At 65.9% G+C, this 17746-nt stretch carries 15 protein-coding genes; 3 read left to right on the plus strand and 12 right to left on the minus strand.

Annotation, left to right across the window (positions count from 1 at the left end; all coding sequences use genetic code 11):
• Position 1: 1 nt before the first annotated feature.
• Positions 2-1135: a methionine ABC transporter ATP-binding protein gene (locus AA0Z93_RS06730; RefSeq protein ID WP_413045833.1), complete on the plus strand. Its 1134-nt coding sequence runs from the start codon at positions 2-4 to the stop codon at positions 1133-1135.
• The gene (locus AA0Z93_RS06735) at positions 1125-1769 is read left to right on the plus strand and encodes a methionine ABC transporter permease (protein ID WP_413045832.1); all 645 of its coding nucleotides are present in this window, start codon (positions 1125-1127) and stop codon (positions 1767-1769) included. The genes AA0Z93_RS06730 and AA0Z93_RS06735 overlap by 11 nt, the downstream gene beginning before the upstream one ends.
• A 115-nt stretch (positions 1770-1884) precedes the next feature.
• Here AA0Z93_RS06735 and dibA read toward each other — a convergent pair whose 3' ends face one another.
• Complete coding sequence (dibA, locus tag AA0Z93_RS06740; protein WP_413045831.1) at positions 1885-3780, minus strand: phosphodiesterase DibA; 1896 nt, start codon at positions 3778-3780, stop codon at positions 1885-1887.
• 215 nt (positions 3781-3995) lie between these two features.
• Here dibA and AA0Z93_RS06745 point away from each other — a divergent pair, with 215 nt between their 5' ends.
• A complete protein-coding gene (locus AA0Z93_RS06745; protein WP_413045830.1) occupies positions 3996-4985 on the plus strand; it encodes a GGDEF domain-containing protein in 990 nt (329 codons plus the stop codon).
• A gap of 268 nt (positions 4986-5253) precedes the next feature.
• On the opposite strand, the gene gabT is transcribed toward AA0Z93_RS06745, so the two are convergent.
• From gabT to AA0Z93_RS06800, 11 genes are all read right to left on the minus strand, one after another.
• Positions 5254-6531: a 4-aminobutyrate--2-oxoglutarate transaminase gene (gabT, locus tag AA0Z93_RS06750; RefSeq protein ID WP_413045829.1), complete on the minus strand. Its 1278-nt coding sequence runs from the start codon at positions 6529-6531 to the stop codon at positions 5254-5256.
• Between the two features lie 180 nt (positions 6532-6711).
• Positions 6712-8154, minus strand: coding sequence for an NADP-dependent succinate-semialdehyde dehydrogenase (gene gabD, locus AA0Z93_RS06755; protein ID WP_413045828.1), 1443 nt, complete (start codon positions 8152-8154; stop codon positions 6712-6714).
• A 202-nt stretch (positions 8155-8356) separates the two neighbouring features.
• On the minus strand, positions 8357-8740 hold the full coding sequence (gcvH, locus tag AA0Z93_RS06760; protein ID WP_296266771.1) for a glycine cleavage system protein GcvH: 384 nt from the start codon (positions 8738-8740) through the stop codon (positions 8357-8359).
• Between the two features lie 49 nt (positions 8741-8789).
• Positions 8790-9872 carry a glycine cleavage system aminomethyltransferase GcvT gene (gene gcvT, locus AA0Z93_RS06765; RefSeq protein WP_413045827.1) on the minus strand — a complete coding sequence of 361 codons (1083 nt, stop codon included), beginning with the start codon at positions 9870-9872 and terminating at the stop codon, positions 8790-8792.
• A gap of 123 nt (positions 9873-9995) precedes the next feature.
• A complete protein-coding gene (locus tag AA0Z93_RS06770) occupies positions 9996-11618 on the minus strand; it encodes an ABC transporter permease (protein ID WP_413045826.1) in 1623 nt (540 codons plus the stop codon).
• A gap of 90 nt (positions 11619-11708) precedes the next feature.
• On the minus strand, positions 11709-12710 hold the full coding sequence (locus AA0Z93_RS06775) for an extracellular solute-binding protein (RefSeq protein WP_413045825.1): 1002 nt from the start codon (positions 12708-12710) through the stop codon (positions 11709-11711).
• Between the two features lie 118 nt (positions 12711-12828).
• Positions 12829-14046, minus strand: coding sequence for a 2-octaprenyl-3-methyl-6-methoxy-1,4-benzoquinol hydroxylase (locus AA0Z93_RS06780; RefSeq protein WP_413048332.1), 1218 nt, complete (start codon positions 14044-14046; stop codon positions 12829-12831).
• Between the two features lie 9 nt (positions 14047-14055).
• Entirely contained in the window at positions 14056-14538 is a 483-nt protein-coding gene (locus AA0Z93_RS06785; protein WP_413045824.1) for a DUF4442 domain-containing protein, read from the minus strand.
• Positions 14535-15734, minus strand: coding sequence for a 2-octaprenyl-6-methoxyphenyl hydroxylase (gene ubiH / locus AA0Z93_RS06790; protein ID WP_413045823.1), 1200 nt, complete (start codon positions 15732-15734; stop codon positions 14535-14537). Before ubiH ends, AA0Z93_RS06785 begins: the two co-directional genes overlap by 4 nt.
• Positions 15731-17065 (minus strand): Xaa-Pro aminopeptidase, encoded by a 1335-nt coding sequence (gene pepP, locus AA0Z93_RS06795; RefSeq protein WP_413045822.1) that lies wholly within the window; start codon positions 17063-17065, stop codon positions 15731-15733. The genes ubiH and pepP overlap by 4 nt, the downstream gene beginning before the upstream one ends.
• A 23-nt stretch (positions 17066-17088) precedes the next feature.
• On the minus strand, positions 17089-17643 hold the full coding sequence (locus tag AA0Z93_RS06800) for a YecA family protein (RefSeq protein ID WP_413045821.1): 555 nt from the start codon (positions 17641-17643) through the stop codon (positions 17089-17091).
• Positions 17644-17746: the final 103 nt, after the last annotated feature.

Raw genomic sequence — 17746 nt, forward strand, 5'->3', positions numbered from 1 at the left:
CATGGGCCAGGCCAGCGCGCTCAAGGCGCCCCTCCCCTTGCCGGCAGCACTCACCGCCCATGCACCGGTTCGCCCTCAGGCGCGAGCCGAGGCTCCGCACTTCGAGGCCGACCAGGCGCACGTGCGCTTCGTCGGCCTGGGCAAGACCTACCCCGGTCAGGCGCAGCCGGCCTTGCAGGGCATCGACCTGAACATCCGCCGCGGCGAGATCTTCGGCATCATCGGCCGCAGCGGTGCCGGCAAATCTTCGCTGCTGCGCACCATCAACCGTTTGGAGCTGCCGAGCCTTGGGCAGGTGCTGATCGACCAGGTGGACATCGCGCCCTTCGACGAAGACCAGCTCGTGGCGCTGCGCCGGCGCATCGGCATGATCTTCCAGCACTTCAACCTGATGTTGGCCAAGACCGTGTGGCAGAACGTCGAGCTGCCCTTGAAGGTGGCCGGCGTGGCCAAGGCCGAGCGTCACCGCAAGGTGCGCGAGCTGCTGGAGCTGGTTGGATTGCACGACAAGCAGCATGTCTATCCCGCGCAGCTGTCGGGTGGACAAAAGCAGCGCGTGGGCATCGCCCGGGCATTGGTGCACGACCCGCAGATCCTGCTGTGCGACGAGGCCACCTCGGCCCTGGACCCGGAAACCACCGCCTCGATCCTGGCGCTGCTGCGCGACATCAACCGGCGCCTGGGCCTGACCGTGGTGTTGATCACCCACGAGATGGCGGTGATTCGCGACATCTGTCACCGGGTGGTGGTGCTCGAACGCGGTGAAGTGGTCGAACAGGGTGAGGTGTGGCGGGTGTTCGGCAACCCACGCCATGAAGTCACGCGTACCTTGCTGGCACCGTTGCAGACTTGCTTGCCCGACGCGTTGCTGGCCAAGCTGCGCGCCGGTCCCGGCGAGGGTCAGGGCGCCGTGGTACTCAAGCTCAGCGTGCTCGGCGAGCCGGCACTGAGCGAGCTGTTCGCCGACCTGGGCGGGCGCGTGCGCCTTCTGCAGGGCGGCGTGGAGACCATCGGCGAACATGTGCTGGGGCAACTGATCCTGGCGGTGCAGGACGCACCCTACGACACCGAACAACTGCGCGAGCGCGCCGGCCGCTGGGCCGAGCGCGTGGAGGTACTCGGCCATGGGCTTTGATCGTTTGCTCGAAGGCTTGCTCGACACCTTGCTGATGGTCGGCGTGTCGTCCTTGGTCGCGCTGTTGGTGGGGGTGCCGATGGCGGTGTTGCTGGTCACCAGCGACAAGGGCGGCATCTACGAGGCGCCGCTGCTGAACCGGGTGCTGGGCGCCTTCGTCAACCTGTTCCGCTCGATCCCGTTCCTGATCCTGATGGTGGCGCTGATCCCCTTCACCCGCCTATTGGTGGGCACCACCTATGGTGTGTGGGCCGCCGTGGTGCCGCTGACCATCGCCGCGACGCCGTTCTTCGCCCGCATCGCCGAAGTGAGTCTGCGCGAGGTCGACCACGGCTTGGTGGAAGCGGCCCAGGCCATGGGCTGCCGGCGCTGGCACATCACCTGGCACGTGCTGTTGCCCGAGGCGCTGCCCGGCATCGTCGGCGGCTTCACCATCACCCTGGTGACGCTGATCAACTCGTCGGCCATGGCTGGCGCGATCGGCGCCGGTGGGCTGGGCGACATCGCCTATCGCTATGGCTACCAACGTTTCGACAGCCAAGTGATGCTGACCGTGATCGCCATGCTGGTGGCACTGGTGGCGGTGATTCAACTGGGCGGCAACCGCCTGGCGAAGCGCTTGAACAAGCGTTGAAGGTTCGGCGGCGCGGGCTGCCAAACGCGGTGGCATCGCTCGGGCGATGGCGCCGCCTTCCGCCCGGCTTCGACTGGCATGCCCCAGACGCGTGCCGTTGCGACGCGCACTGCCTTCACTGGCCGTTCAGGTCCGCCGCAGACATCGGCCGCCCGAACCAGTATCCCTGCCCCAGCTCGCAGCCTTGTTCCAACAGAAATTCCGCCTGCTGCGCCTGTTCGATGCCCTCGGCGTGCACCTGCATGTTCATGCTGCGCGCCAGGGCGATGATCACGCGCACGATGGCGATGTCATCGTCGTCCTCCGGCAAACCGGCGACGAAGCCTTGGTCGATCTTGAGCTTCTGTACCGGCAGACGCTTGAGGCGCAACAACGAGGAATAGCCGGTGCCGAAATCGTCGATGGCCAGACGCAGGCCCAGCTCACGCAGACGGTGCAGTTGTTCGAGCGAGATTTCCGGATCGTCCATGACCGCGCTCTCGGTCACTTCCAGTTCCAGCAACGCCGGGCTCATGCCGGTTTGCGCCAGCACCTGCGCGACGTCCAGGTACAGACCACGCTGGCTGAACAGCCGGCTGGAGATGTTCACCGCCACGAACTGCAAGGCCTGGCCTTCGGCCTGCCAGCGCACCATCTGCCAGCAGGCCTGGCGCAACACCCACAGGTCGATTTCGGCGATCAGCCCGGTGCGCTCGGCGACCGGGATGAACTCGCCCGGTGGCACCAGGCCGCGTTCGGGGTGCTGCCAGCGCACCAGCGCCTCTACGCCGACCCGCGCGCCGCTGGTCAGGTCGTGCACCGGCTGGAAAAAGACGCGCAGCTCGTCCTGCTCCAGGGCGCGGCGCAGCTCGCTTGCGGTTTCCACGCGCTGCTGGGCATGGGCGGTCAGTTCCTCGGTGTACAGCGCGTAACCCGCACGGCCATTGCCTTTGGCCTTGTACAGCGCGGCATCGGCGTTGCGCAGCAGTTGCTCGGCGCTGCGCGCGTCGTTGGGAAACAGACCGATGCCGATGCTGACGCTGATCGACAAGCGGTGCCCGTCGCAATCGAACGGGGCCTTCATGTGCTCGAGGATGGTACGCGCCAGGTCCGCCGCCTGGCTCACCTGTTGGCAGCGCTCGAGCAGCACAGCGAATTCGTCGCCACCCAGCCGCGCCAGGGTCACACCGCTGCCGAGCAGTTCGCCCAAGCGTTCGCCGACGCGCTTGAGCAACTGATCGCCCAAGGTGTGGCCCAGGCCGTCGTTGATGCTCTGGAAATGGTCGAGGTCCATCAGCAACAGGGCGCAGCACCGCTTGTGGGTCTGAGCGGCGCTCAGGGCCTGTTCGACGCGGTCGTTGAACAGCAGGCGGTTGGGCAATCCGGTGAGCGGGTCGTGGTGGGCCAGGTAGGCCAGTTCCTGCTCGGAGTGCTTGATGGCGCTGATGTCGCTGAACACGGCCACGTAATGGCTGACCTGCCCCTGCTCGTCGCGAATGGCACGGATGGTCTGCCACTGCGGATAGATCTCGCCCGACTTGCGGCGGTTCCAGATCTCCCCGCTCCACTCGCCGGTGGCCTCGAGCGCCGCGTAGATGCCTTGATAGAACACCGATCCATGATGGCCGGATTTGAACTTGCTCGGCCGCTGACCCAGCACTTCGTCTTCCCGGTAACCGGTGATGCGCATGAACGCCCGGTTGACGTGCACGATCAAGCCATCGCGATCGGTCACCAGTACGCCTTCCAAGGTACTGTCGAAGACCGCTTCGGCCATACGCAGGCGTTGCCGGTCTTCGCGGCGCAAGCGCGCGCCCCGACCGATGGAGCCGAGCAGGCGGGCGCGATTGACGAAGAACAACACGGTGCTCGCCAGCAGCCACAGCGACACGCTGACGTTGTGGCCAAAAGCCTGGGCCTGGGGATCGTCGAACAGGTGATCCAGCACCTGCCCGGCCAGTACCAGCCAGAGAATCGAGAGCACCAGGTAGAGCGCAGCCATGCGCAAGGCGTCGCGAACGGAAACGGACATAGCGGGTGGGTTGGCCCAAGCTGAGTGGAAGCGCCAGTATAAGGGCACAATGCTGTCATGGCTGCCCATCTACGCGACGCGCTTGGATTTTCACCCGACGGAACGCCTCCAGCACCCCGGAACTAAATCCGACCCACCCACTCATAAGTGGCACATCGCTTCTGTAGCGGGCCGGGTCGCGCCGCACGCTCTTCGCAATCCGACGATCCGTACCGATGCCCAAGAACTTCGACCCGCCCTTGTCAGACGCTTCCCCGCCAGACACCGCCGAAACCCTCCTCGCCCTGCTCCATGCCCAAGCCGAAGTCGCGCGCCTGAGCGAACGCGAGCGGCTGTTCAGCTCGCTGTTGGAAAGCGTCAACGCCGCGCTTTGGGCTTTCGATTGGGAAACCCGCCAAGTGCTGTACGTCAGCCCTGCCTATGAGCGCATCTTCGGTCGCGCAGCCGCTTTGGTGATGGCCGACTTCAGCGAATGGCGCGACGCGGTCTATCCCGACGACTTGGCCTATGCCGAACAGAGCCTGGCGGACGTGCTGACCAGTGGCGCCGTCGAGGACCGCGAATACCGCATCATCAATGCGGCAGGCGAAGTGCGCTGGTTGAGCGACAAATGCTTTCTCAAGCAGGCCCGCGAGGGCGACCAGCGGGTCATCATCGTCGGCATCGCCGAGGACATCACGGAGAAGAAGCAGCTCGAAAGCGAGTTGCAGCGCCTGGCCACCATCGACGTGTTGACCCAGAGCAGTAACCGTCGGCATTTCTTCGAGTGCGCCCATCAGGCGTTCGAAGACGCCTGTGCCGACGACACCCCCCTGTCGTTCCTGCTGCTGGACATCGACGACTTCAAGCAGATCAACGACAGCTACGGCCACCAGGAAGGCGACCAGGTATTGCAGCGCATCGCCGACAGCGGCAAGAACGCCTTGCGCCGCGGCGACCTGTTCGGGCGCATCGGCGGCGAGGAGTTCGCAGCGGTGTTTCCGGGCTGCACGGCCGAGGCGGCGCAGCAGATCGCCCAGCGCCTGCAACGGGAGATCCAGCGCTTGAGCTTCAGCCATGGCCAGCAGGTGTATCGGGTCACCGTCAGCCAGGGGCTGACCGACCGCACACAGAACGACGAACTGCTCGACAGCCTGTTCGCCCGTGCCGACGAGGCGATGTACCAGGCCAAGCGTCAGGGCAAGAACCAGATCGTGCAGGGTTGAAAGCAGGCTATGGTCCAATGCCGGTCAGTTGAACTGGAATCGTGTCGATTAGGGCTGCTTTGCAGCCCATCGCGGCTGAAGCCGCTCCTACATGCAGGGTTACGCCCTGTAGGAGCGGCTTCAGCCGCGATGGGCCGCTAAGCGGCCCCAATTGCCCGATGACCGCCACCAGGCCGCACTTTTTCTCGGGCACAACCTTGGCGCGCAACCATTCTCCAGACATGAAAAAACCCGCCGAAGCGGGTTTTTTCATGAAGCGAGACAGCGATCAGGCGAGTTCGGCGAAGCACTCTTCGATGATCGCCAGGCCTTTGTCCAGCAGCGCGTCTTCGGCGGTCAGCGGAACCAGGATACGCAGGACGTTGCCGTAGGTGCCGCACGACAGCAGGATCAGACCCTTGTCACGCGCTTTGGCAACCACTTGCGCCACGGCAGCGGCGTTCGGCGTGTGGGTGCCCTTCTCGAACACTTCCACGGCGATCATCGAGCCCAGGCCACGGACGTCGCCAATGATCGGGTGCTTCTGCTGGATGGCACGCAGGCCGGCGGTCAGGTGCTCGCCAACGGTGCGGCTACGCTCGAGCAGCTTCTCTTCTTCGAACACTTCGATCACGGCCAGGGCCGCAGCGCAGGCGATGGGCGAACCGGCGTAGGTGCCGCCCAGGCCGCCCGGTGCGATGGCGTCCATGTACTCGGCCTTGCCGCAGACACCGGCCAGCGGGAAGCCACCGGCGATGGACTTGGCGAAGGTGGTCAGGTCAGGCGCGACGCCCATCTGCTCCATGGCGAAGAACGTACCGGTACGGCCAGCGCCGGTCTGCACTTCGTCGGCGATCAGCAGGATGCCGTGCTGGTCGCACAGTGCGCGCAGACGCTTCATCAGTTCGACGGGCGCGGGCAAGAAGCCGCCTTCGCCTTGCACAGGCTCGAGGATGATCGCGGCGATGTCCTTGGGCTCGGCATCGTTCTTGAAGATGCGCTCGACCGAAGCGATGGCCTCGTCGACGCTCACGCCGTGCAGTTCGTTGGGGAACAGCGCGCGGAACACACCGCCTGGCATCAGGCCCATGCCGGCCGAGTACGGCACGACCTTACCGGTCAGGCCCAGGGTCATCATGGTGCGGCCGTGGTAGGCGCCGGTGAAGGCGATGACGCCGGCACGGCCGGTGGCGGCACGGGCGATCTTGATGGCGTTCTCGACCGCTTCGGAGCCGGTGGAGACCAGTAGGGTCTTCTTCTCGAAGTCGCCGGGCACCAGGGCGTTGATCTTCTCGCACACTTCCACGTACGGCTCGTAGGCCAGGACTTGGAAGCAGGTATGGCTGACCTTGGTCAGCTGTTCCTGGACGGCGGCGACCACTTTAGGGTGCAGGTGGCCGGTGTTGAGGACCGCGATGCCGCCCGCGAAGTCGATCAGTTCGCGGCCTTCGACGTCGATGACCGTGGCGTTCTTCGCCTTGTCGACGAAGATCGGGTGGATCTGGCCGACGCCACGTGGGACGGCGGCGACGCGACGTTGCATCAAGGATTCGTTGGTCTTGCTCATAAAGCCCTCTTTGGCGCCCATAGGCATGGCGCGCTTATCGAGGGTGGCAGGAACGGCGGCGCACAGTATTCGTTGATCGACTGCCGCACGCGCTCCTGGCCACCAGGTACTGCGCTGTAAAAAAGGCCAGCGAGACGTCGCTCTCGCGCCCCGCTGGCAGAGGTGAAGCGTGTCAGTGCATCAGACGCTCAGGCACAGGTACTTGATTTCGAGGTAGTCCTCGATGCCGTACTTGGAACCTTCGCGGCCAAGGCCGGAAGCCTTGATGCCGCCGAACGGCGCGACTTCGTTGGAGATCAGGCCGGTGTTGATACCCACCATGCCGTATTCCAGCGCCTCGGCGACGCGGAACACGCGGCTCATGTCACGGGCATAGAAGTACGACGCCAGGCCGAATTCGGTGTCGTTGGACATGGCGATGACTTCGGCTTCGTCCTGGAAGCGGAACAGCGGCGCCAATGGGCCGAAGGTCTCTTCCTTGGCCACGGCAGCGGACTTGGGCACATCGACCAGGATGGTCGGCTCGAAGAAGTTGCCTTCGATCAGCTTGCCGCCCGACAACACCTTGGCGCCTTTGGACACGGCGTCTTCGATGTGTTCCTGGACCTTGGCCACGGCCTTGTGGTCGATCAGCGGACCCGTGGTGGTGCCCTCTTCCAGACCGTTGCCGATCTTCAGCTTGGCCACGGCAGCCTTGAGCTTCTCGGCGAAGGCATCGTAGACGCCGTCTTGCACGTAGATACGGTTGGCGCAGACGCAGGTCTGGCCGTTGTTGCGGTACTTGGAGATGATCGCGCCTTCGACAGCCTTATCCAGGTCCGCGTCGTCGAACACGATGAACGGTGCGTTGCCGCCCAGCTCCAGCGACACCTTCTTGATGTCCTTGGCGCACTCGCGCATCAGCTGGACGCCGATCTCGGTGGAGCCGGTGAAGGACAGCTTGCGCACCAGGCTGTTGCCGGTCAGTTCGCCGCCGACTTCGCCAGCGCTGCCGGTGACCACGCTCAGCACGCCTTCCGGGATGCCGGCACGGTGGGCCAGCTCGACCAGAGCCAGGGCGGAATACGGGGTCTGCGAAGCGGGCTTGACCACCATGGTGCAACCGGCGGCCAGGGCCGGGCCGGCTTTGCGGGTAATCATCGCGGCCGGGAAGTTCCACGGGGTGATGGCCGCAGTGACGCCGATCGGCTGCTTGATGACGATCAGGCGCTTGTCGGGCTGGTGGCCCGGAATGGTGTCGCCGTAGACGCGCTTGGCTTCTTCGGCGAACCACTCGATGAACGAGGCGGCGTAGGCGATTTCACCCTTGGCTTCGGCCAGCGGCTTGCCCTGCTCGGTGGTCATCAAACGGGCCAGGTCGTCCTGGTTCTCGATCATCAGCTCGAACCAGCGGCGCAGCTTGTTGGAACGCTCCTTGGCCGTCAGCGCGCGCCAGGCCGGCAGCGCCTTGTCGGCGGCCTCGATGGCGCGGCGGGTTTCGGCGGTACCCATTTTCGGTACGGTGCCGATGACTTCGCCGGTCGCCGGGTTGGTCACGTTGAGGGTCTGGCCATTGTCCGCATCCAGCCACTGGCCATTGATGTAGGCCTGCTGACGGAACAACTGAGCGTCTTTGAGCTGCATGTCGACTTCCCGGATTGTTGATGGTGGAAAAAACGCCCGGTATCGGGTACCAGGCGTTTGAAATCTCAAACGAATGCTAAGCGGCTGCTGGGGTGTAGGACAATAGGCCGTTCAGAAAAAAGAACGAACGGCAGTTGGCGATGTGTATGGGCGATGCCAAGACTCTGCTTGCCCGCTATCGCTACCCGCAGCGCCACACGGGTTATTCGCCTATCGCCGCCTGGTAGCCTGCCGCGTCCAGCAGCTTGTCCAGCTCGGCGCTGTCGCTCGGCTTGAGCTTGAAGATCCACGCCTCGTAAGGGGTTTCGTTCAAGGCTTCGGGGCTGTCGGCCAGCGTCTCGTTGACCGCGATCACTTCGCCGGCCACTGGCGAATAGATGTCCGACGCTGCCTTCACCGACTCGACTACGCCTGCTGCGTCGCCTGCGGCGAACACCTTGCCGACTTCCGCCAGCTCGACGAAGACCACATCGCCCAACGCATCCTGGGCGTGGTCACTGATGCCGACGGTGACCGTGCCATCGGCTTCCAGGCGGGCCCACTCGTGACTTTCGGCAAAACGCAGTTCGGCAGGGATGTTGCTCATGGGGTGTTTTCCTCAAATAGGCTCAGCGGTCGGCCCGCCGTGGGGGTGTTCAGATCAGGATCTTGCCGTGGCGCACGAAGGTCGGCTTGACCACGCGCACCGGGTACCACTTGCCACGGATTTCCACCTCTGCGCGCTCGCCGGTGGCGATGGGCAGGCGCGCCAGGGCAATGGATTTGCTCAAGGTAGGAGAGAAACTACCACTGGTGATCTCCCCTTCGCCAACCCCAGCGACGCGCACCACCTGGTGGGCGCGCAGTACGCCGCGCTCTTCGAGCACCAACCCGACCAGTTTTTCCTGCACGCCGCGGTCGATTTCCGCCAGCAGACCGGTACGGCCGATGAAGTCGCGGCCGGCCGGTTCCCAGGCGATATTGGCGTCGAGGTTGGAGGTCAGCGGGGTGTGCGCCTCGTCGATGTCCTGGCCATACAGGTTGAAGCCGGCCTCCAGGCGCAGCGTGTCACGCGCGCCCAGGCCGCTGGGGGCGATGCCGGCACCGACCAGGTCGTAGAACAGGCTCGGCGCGTGCGCGGCGGGCAACGTGATTTCCAGGCCGTCCTCGCCGGTGTAACCGGTGCGGGCAATGAACCATTCGCCGTCCGCCACGCCCTCGAACGGGCGCAGTTGGCGCACCAGCGTGGCGCGTGCGCTGCTCAGCAATTGGGCGATCCGGTCGCGTGCCCGAGGGCCTTGAATGGCCAGGATGGCCAGTTCGGGGCGGGGCTGGATCGACACGTCGAAGCCGTTGCCGCGTTTGTGCAGCCAGGCGATGACTTTCTCGCGCGTGGCAGCGTTGGCCACCAGGCGATAACCGGCTTGAGTGCGGTAGACGATGAGGTCGTCGACCACGGCTCCGTGCTCGTTGAGCATGGGGCTGTACAAAGCGTTACCTGGCGCTTCCAAGCGCGCAACGTCGTTGGCCATCAGGTATTGCAGACACAGGGTGGCATCGTTGCCATCGATGTCGATCACGGTCATGTGCGAAACGTCGAACACACCGCAATCGCTGCGGACCTGATGATGCTCCTCTACTTGCGAACCGTAGTGCAGGGGCATGTCCCAGCCACCGAAGTCGACCATCTTGGCACCCAGGGCCAAGTGCAGGTCATACAGGGGCGTACGCTGTCCCATGGGTTTCTCCTTCCGGGCGTGGCGGGCAACGGCGCGTGGTGACGTTGAATCGTTACCCGACTTTGTAGGGCGCGCCGCTGCGAGTGCGGCGCATTGTAGCCACATGCACACGGCCTGACACCCTCAGCGAGCAAGCCCCGGCCCGCGCGCAGAGCGTCGGATCAATCCGACGACCGGCAGCAGCCCCACCAGGACCAGGCTCAGCGCCGGCAACGACGCGCGTGCCCACTCGCCTTCGCTGGTCATTTCGAAAACCCGCACCGCCAGGGTGTCCCAACCGAACGGACGCATGAGCAGGGTCGCGGGCATTTCCTTGATCACATCGACGAACACCAACAGGCCGGCGCTCAAGGTGCCAGGCAGCAACAGCGGCAGGTAGACCTTGCCGAACAGCCGCAGGCCGCCGACGCCCAGGCTGCGCGAGGCTTCGGGCAGCGACGGTCGGATGCGCGCCAACGTGCTTTCCAGCGGGCCGAACGCCACCGCCATGAAGCGCACCAGGTAGGCCAGCAGCAAGGCCCACAGGCTGCCCAGCAACAGCGGTTTGCCGGCACCGCCCAGCCACTGCGAGAGAGGAATCACCAGCTGGTTGTCCAGGTAGCTGAAGGCGAGCATCAACGCGACCGCCAGTACCGAGCCGGGCAAGGCATAGCCCAGGTTGGCCAGGCCTACGCCGCTGCGGATCAGCGGGGTCGGCGCCTGGCGCCGGGCGAAGGCCAGGCACAGCGCCACGCCGACGGTGAGCAACGCCGCCACCGCGCCCAGCGACAAGGTGTGCCAGACCAGCCCCAGATAGCGCTCGTCGAGGTCGTGCCGGCCACGCTGGTAGAACCAGACCAGCAGTTGCAGCAACGGAATCACGAAGGCGCAGGCGAACACCAGCAAGCACCAAGCGCTCGCCGCCAGCGCCCTGACGCCGCGCAGCCGATACAGCGGCTGCACCCGCGCCCGCTCGCCACCCGTACGCCCGGCACCACGGGCGCGACGCTCGGCGTACAGCACCAGCATGACGAACAGCAGCAACAGGCTGGCCAACTGCGCCGCGCTGGACAGGCTGAAGAAGCCGTACCAGGTCTTGTAGATGGCCGTGGTGAAGGTGTCGAAATTGAACACCGCCACCGCGCCGAAATCCGCCAGGGTTTCCATCAAGGCCAAGGCCAGTCCGGCGCCGATGGCAGGTCGCGCCATGGGTAGCGCCACCCGCCAGAAAGCTTGCAGCGGCGACAGCCCGAGCACCCGTGCCGCCTCCATCAGGCCGCGCCCCTGGGCCAGGAAAGCACTGCGCGCCAGCAGGTAGACGTAGGGGTAGAAGACCAGCACCAGCACCACGATCACCCCGCCGGTGGAGCGCACCCGCGGCAGGCGCAGCGGGCCGAACGCCTCGCGCAGCGCGCTTTGCACAGGGCCGGCGAAGTCCAGCAGGCCGACGAAGACGAAGGCCAGCACATAGGCCGGAATGGCGAACGGCAGCATCAGCGCCCAATCGAGCCAGCGTCGGCCGGGGAACTCGCACAGGCTGGTCAGCCAGGCCAGGCTCACACCCAGCAGCAGCACGCCGATGCCCACCCCCAGCACCAGCGTCAGGGTGTTGCCCAGCAGGCGCCGCATCTGGGTGTCGAGCAGGTGCGACCAGATCTGCATGTCGATGCTTTGCCACGACAGCGCCAGCACGCTCAGCGGCAGCAGCACAAGCGCGGCGCACAGGGCGACCGGTACGTACCAGCGGCGTTGTGGGGTATGGGACACGACGGCTTCTCGGTCGGCGTGACGCTGCCGTGGCAGGTCGCAAAAGGATCGGAATTGCCCGAAGCGCGAGGCTTCGGGCACGGGGCCAAGTCAGTGCCAGCCGGCGCGGTCCATCAGGCGGATCGCCTCGGCCTGGCGCTTGCCGGCCACCTCCACCGGAATGCTGTCGGCCTTGAAGCGGCCCCAGGCCGCAACTTCGGCGGACGGCTCGACGTTGGGGTTGGCCGGGAATTCCTGGTTGAGGTCGGCGAACAGTTTCTGCGCCTGCTCACCGGTCATCCACTCCACCAGGCGCACGGCCGCCTCAGGGTGTGGCGCATGCCGGGTCAGGCCGATGCCCGACAGGTTGACGTGCACGCCACGGTCGTTCTGGTTGGGCCAGAACAGCTTGAGCGGCACTTGCGGGTTGGCCTTGTGCATGCGCCCGAAGTAGTAGGAATTGACCACACCGACGTCGCATTGGCCGGCCTCGATGGCCTGCAGCACGGCGTTGTCATCGGAGAATACGTCGGTAGAGAGGTTGTCGACCCAACCCTTGACGATGTCCTCGGTCTTGGCCTCGCCGTGGGTTTCGATCAGCGTGGCGGTCAACGACTGGTTGTAGACTTTTTTCGCCGTACGCAGGCACAGGCGCCCTTCCCACTGCTCGTCGGCCAGCGCCTCGTAGGTGCTCAGCTCCTCGGGCTTGACCCGCTCGGTCGAGTAGACGATGGTCCGCGCGCGCAGGCTCAGGCCCGTCCAATCGCCGGACGAGGCGCGGTATTGGGAGGGAATGTTCTGCTCGATGACGCCGGATTTGATCGGTTGCAGGATGCCCATGCGCTCCGCCTGCCACAGGTTGCCGGCATCCACCGTGAGCAGCAGGTCGGCGACGCCGTTCTGGCCCTCGGCCTTGATGCGCTGCATCAGCGGCGCTTCCTTGTCGGTGATGAATTTGACCTGTATGCCGGTCTTGGCCGTATAGGCGTCGAACACCGGTTTGATCAGCTCGTCGATGCGCGAGGAATACACCACCACCTCGTCCGCCGCCTGGGCCGTGCCACCGAACAGGGAAAGGGCCAGGACGGCCCATGCGGGCTTGCGTGACAACATGGGAAAGCGCTCCTCTGGACTTGAGAGGCGCAAAGGGTAGTGGTTCTTATTTGCCTACTCACCCCTGGAGCAGTTACCGGATGTTGCCAGGACGCGGCAACCTACCGCGTCCAGCGTTTCAAGGCCGCGCCAGTGCCGGCAGGTCGCCGCTGAGGCCGAGCGCCTGGCGCACGAACAACGCCTTGGCGTCAGGCAACCCTTCCACTGCCTTGAGCCCGGTATTACGCAGCCAACGCAGCGCCAGGCGGTCGGACTGGAACAAGCGCTCGAAGCCTTCCATGGCCGCCATCAGGGCCAGATTGTGCGGCATGCGCCGCCGCTCGTAACGGCTCAGCACTTTGAGGTCGGCCAGCCGTTCGCCACGGGCGCTGGCGTGCAGCAACTCTTCGGCCAGCACCGCAGCGTCGAGCAGGCCCAGGTTGACGCCCTGCCCGGCCAGCGGGTGGATGGTGTGGGCCGCATCGCCGATCAAAGCCAGACCCGGCTCGACGTAACGCTTGGCATGCCGCTGACGCAGCGGCACGCACACGCGGGGATCGGCCTCCAGCACCTGCCCCAAACGCCCTTCGAACGCCGCTTGCAGGGCCTTGCAGAAATCCTGGTCGTCCAGCGCCATGGCCTTTTGCGCCTCTTCCGGCGTGGTCGACCAGACGATCGAACACCAATCCTGCGCGCCGTCGCGCTCCAGGGGCAGGAAAGCCAACGGGCCGTGGTCGGTGAAACGCTGCCAGGCGGTGCGCTGGTGGCCCTGGCTGCAACGCACACTGGTGACGATGGCATGGTGCAGGTAATCCCATTCACGGGTTTCGCTGCCCGCCAGGCGCCGCACCGCCGAATGCGCGCCATCGGCGGCGATCACCAGGGGCGTGCGCAGGCGCCGGCCGTCGGCCAGGGTCAGCAGCCAATCGTCGCCCGAATGACGCAACTGCTCCAGACGTGCATTGGCCAGCAGGTTGATATCGCTGTCGTGCAACTGCTCGAGCAGCGCGTCCTGCACGATACGGTTCTCGACGATGTGGCCGAGCACCGGGGCATGCACGCTGGCGGCGGAAAAGTGGATCTGCCCGGTGCCGGTGCCGTCCCATACGCGCATGTCGGTGTAGGGCGAGGCGCGCCGCGCGGCGATGCCCGGCCAGGCGCCCAGGCGTTCGAGCATGCGCTGGCTGGCGGCCGACAGGGCGCTCACACGCGGTTCGAAGCGGGCGGCGGCCGAGAACGGCGCGACGCTCAGCGCACCGCCGTCGAGCAGGTACACCTGTAAGCCGCTGTGGCGCAAGGCCAGAGCCAAGGCGCTACCCACCATGCCGGCACCGACAATCAACAGATCTGCGCGCATTTCCATGCTCTACGCCTGCCTCGTTTGCGGCTTGAGCCGCACGTATAGGGTTTTGTCGACCCGCGCGACCAGCTCGCCGGCTTCGTCGCGGATGTCGACCTGAAGCCGGGGCAGGTACTTCTTGCCCGTGGCGGTCTGCTGGCGGATCTCGTCGAGCAAGGCGTCGTCGATTTCGAATTCGGCGTATACCGGGCCTTTGCCGGGGGCGATGAAATCGATGCTGGCGGCCTTGTCCCAGACGATGTAGCCGCTGCCCAGCTGTTCGATCAGCAATAGCATGTAGAACGGGTCGACCATCGAGTACAGGCTGCCGCCGAACTGCGTGCCCACGTAGTTGCGGTTCCAGAAGGTGAGCTTCATGCGCACCGCGATGCGCCGCAGGTCGGGGCTGATCGACAGCACACGGATACCGGCGCCCAGGTACGGCGGGTAGCAGTTGAGCAGCCAGCGCAGCGTCCGCGCGCGCCGTGCGCGCTTGCGCGGATCGCTCATCGAGCGCCTCGCGGATCGGGGCGTGTGCCCAGGCCCATGGCCTGGCGGGCGAACCAGCGCTTGGCCGGCGGCAACAGATCGAGACCGAGCAGGCCCAGGTTGCGCCCGGTGGTCAGGAGCGTGCCGGTACTGCCGAACAGCCGCGTGACCTGGTCGGAGAAGCCGACGGTCAAGGCTTGGTCGAGGCGCTGGCGGCGCAGGTAACCCTCGAGGGTGGCCAGGTCGCCGGGTACCGAGGGGCCGGCGAGCAAGGCATCGGCCAGCGATTGCACGTCACGCAACGACAGGTTGAAGCCCTGTCCGGCGATCGGGTGCAGGCTGTGTGCGGCGTTGCCCAGCACCACCAGATGCGGGCGCACCTGCTCTTGGGCCTCGATCAACGACAGCGGATACAGATGCCGCGCGCCGACCTGGCGGAAACCGCCCAGGCGATAGCCGAAGGCGGCCTGCAGTTCGTCGAGGAACGGGCGCTCGTCGAGTTCCGCCAGGCGCTTGGCATCCATGCCGCGACGGGTCCAGACCAGCGCGCAGCGGTTGTCGGGCAACGGCAGCAAGGCCATCGGGCCTTGCTCGGTGAAGCGCTCGAAGGCCTGGCCGCCGTGGCGTTGGCCGGGTGTGACGTTGGCGATCAGCGCGCTCTGCTCATAGGCGCGGTGGCGCACATGGATGCCAAGCTGTTCGCGCAGCGCCGAGCGGCCACCGTCGGCCAGCACTGCGAGGTCGCATTCGAGTTGGGTGTCGTCGTCCAGGCGCAGGCGATAGCCCTGTTCGACGGCCTGTAGCGAAGTCACTTCGGCCGGGCAGCGCCAGGTCACCACCTCGGGGTCCAGCGCCTGCCACAGGCATTGGCCGAGCCAGGCGTTCTCCACCACGAACCCCAATGCCGGCACGCCTTCCTCGCTGGCCTCGAGGCGGGTCGAGCCGAAGCGGCCACGGTCGGACACCTGGATCTGCAGGATCGGCTCGGCGCGCACGGCGATTTCTGGCCACAGCCCCAGGTGCTGGTAGATCTGCTGGGTGCCGTACGACAACGCCGAAGAGCGGGCATCGTAGCTGGGCTGGAAGCTGTCGCCCGGGGCGAAGGGCTCGATCAGCACGATGCGCCAGCCGCGCGCCTTGGCCCCGGCTTGCAGCGCCAGGGCCAGGCTGGCGCCGACCAGGCCGCCGCCGATGATCGCCAGGTTGACCCGGCTCATGCCGCTTCACCGCGGGCCGCGGCCATCAGCGCTTCGATCTCGGCAACGGTCTTGGGCACGCCATGGGTGAGGATTTCGCAGCCGCTGCGGGTCACCACGACGTCGTCTTCGATGCGCACGCCGATACCGCGCCATTTCTTGGCCACGTTCTGGTTGTCGGCGGCGATGTAGATGCCGGGCTCGACGGTCAGGGCCATGCCCGGTTCGAGCACGCGCCACTGGCCGCCGACCTTGTAGTCGCCGACATCGTGCACGTCCATGCCCAGCCAGTGCCCGGCGCGATGCATGTAGAAGGCGCGGTAGGCCTCGCTGTCGATCAGGGCCTGCACCTCGCCCTTGAGCAGGCCCAGTTCCACCAGGCCTTCGGTGATGACGCGCACGGTCGCCTCATGGGCGTGGTTCCAGTGCTTGCCCGGGGCGATCTGGGCGAAGGCCGCTTCCTGGGCGGCGAGCACCACCTCGTAGATGGCTTTCTGTTCCGGTGAGAAACGTCCGTTGACCGGGAAGGTGCGGGTGATGTCGCTGGCGTAGCAGTCGATTTCGCAACCGGCGTCGATCAACACCAGATCGCCGTCCTTCAACAGGGCGTCGTTCTCCTGGTAATGCAGGATGCAGCCGTTGCGCCCGGCCGCGACGATCGAGCCATAGGCCGGCATCTTCGCGCCGCCACGGCGGAAGGCATAGTCGAGTTCGGCTTCCAGGCTGTATTCGCGCAGCCCCGCACGGCATGCCTGCATGGCGCGGACATGGGCGCCGGCGGAGATCTCGGCGGCCAAGCGCATGACCTTCACTTCGGCGGCCGACTTGTACAAGCGCATGTCGTGCAGCAGGTGGTCCAGGGCCACGAACTCGTTGGGCGGCTGCGCGCCCAACCGCGCCTTGGAGCGGATGACGTTGATCCAGTCCATCAGGCGCCGGTCGAATTCGGGGTTGCTGCCCATGGCGCTGTAGACCCGCTCGCGGCCTTCGATCAGGCCCGGCAGGATTTCGTCGATGTCGGTGATGGGGAAGGCGTCATCGGCGCCGTGCAGGCTGATGGCGCCTTCCTGCCCGGCACGCAGGCCGTCCCATTGTTCGCGCTCGGCGTTGCGCTCGCGGCAGAACAGCACGTACTCGCCGTGCTCGCGCCCGGGAATCAGGGCGATGACCGCTTCGGGCTCGGGGAAGCCGCTGAGGTACTGGAAGTCGCTGTCCTGACGGTAGACGTGCTCGACGTCACGGTTACGGATCGCCAGGGCCGCTGCGGGCAGGATGGCGATGCTGTTGGGGACCATCTGCGCCATCAGCGCCTTGCGCCGACGGGCGTATTCGGCCTTGGGTATGTGGCTCATGGGCAATACGACCCCCGGTTCGATCAGTGCAGAGCGGGCTTGGGCGCAGGCGCGGCAGGCTTGGCCAGCTCGGTGAACAGCAGCAGTGGCGCCACGCGCAGGTATTCCATGACCTGCATGTAGTCGCTCTCGCCGTCTTCGGATTCTTCCAGGGCTTCCTGCACCTGGGAAATGGCGACCAGGTCCTTCAGCACTTCCTTGGCGTCGGTGCTCAGCTCCAGGCCGCCGGCGTTCTGCCCGAACCCGGCGAGGAAGCCCTGGCACCATTGGCCGAGGGCGATGGCGCGGGTTTCCAGCGCGGCTTCGTCGCCGGGCAGCAGCAGCACGATGGCGATGTCTTCGCCGGTCAGCTCGCCTTTGACCATCTCTTGCAGGCCAAGCAGGGCGTTGCGCACGCTGTCGACGGGCTCGTTCTCGAGCAGTTGCGCGGCATCGGCCAGCCAGGCCTCGGCCTCGAACCCGGCGCCGGCGCAGCAACGCCCCAGCAGCAGGCCATGCAGCTCGGCGGGGGAAACGGGGTGGCCGTTGCTGGAAAGCAGATTGGCGAAGGCGGTGTATGGCGAATTGGTATTGGGCATGGGCAACTAGGCGCCAGACGGCGCGATGTCTAGAATGGAAGGCTCGTATCCTAGCACCGGCAGGCGCGCCAAGACCATCGGCGATGGCCGGCACGGCAGGCCC

Source organism: Pseudomonas phoenicis (assembly GCF_047302395.1).
Taxonomy (GTDB): domain Bacteria; phylum Pseudomonadota; class Gammaproteobacteria; order Pseudomonadales; family Pseudomonadaceae; genus Aquipseudomonas.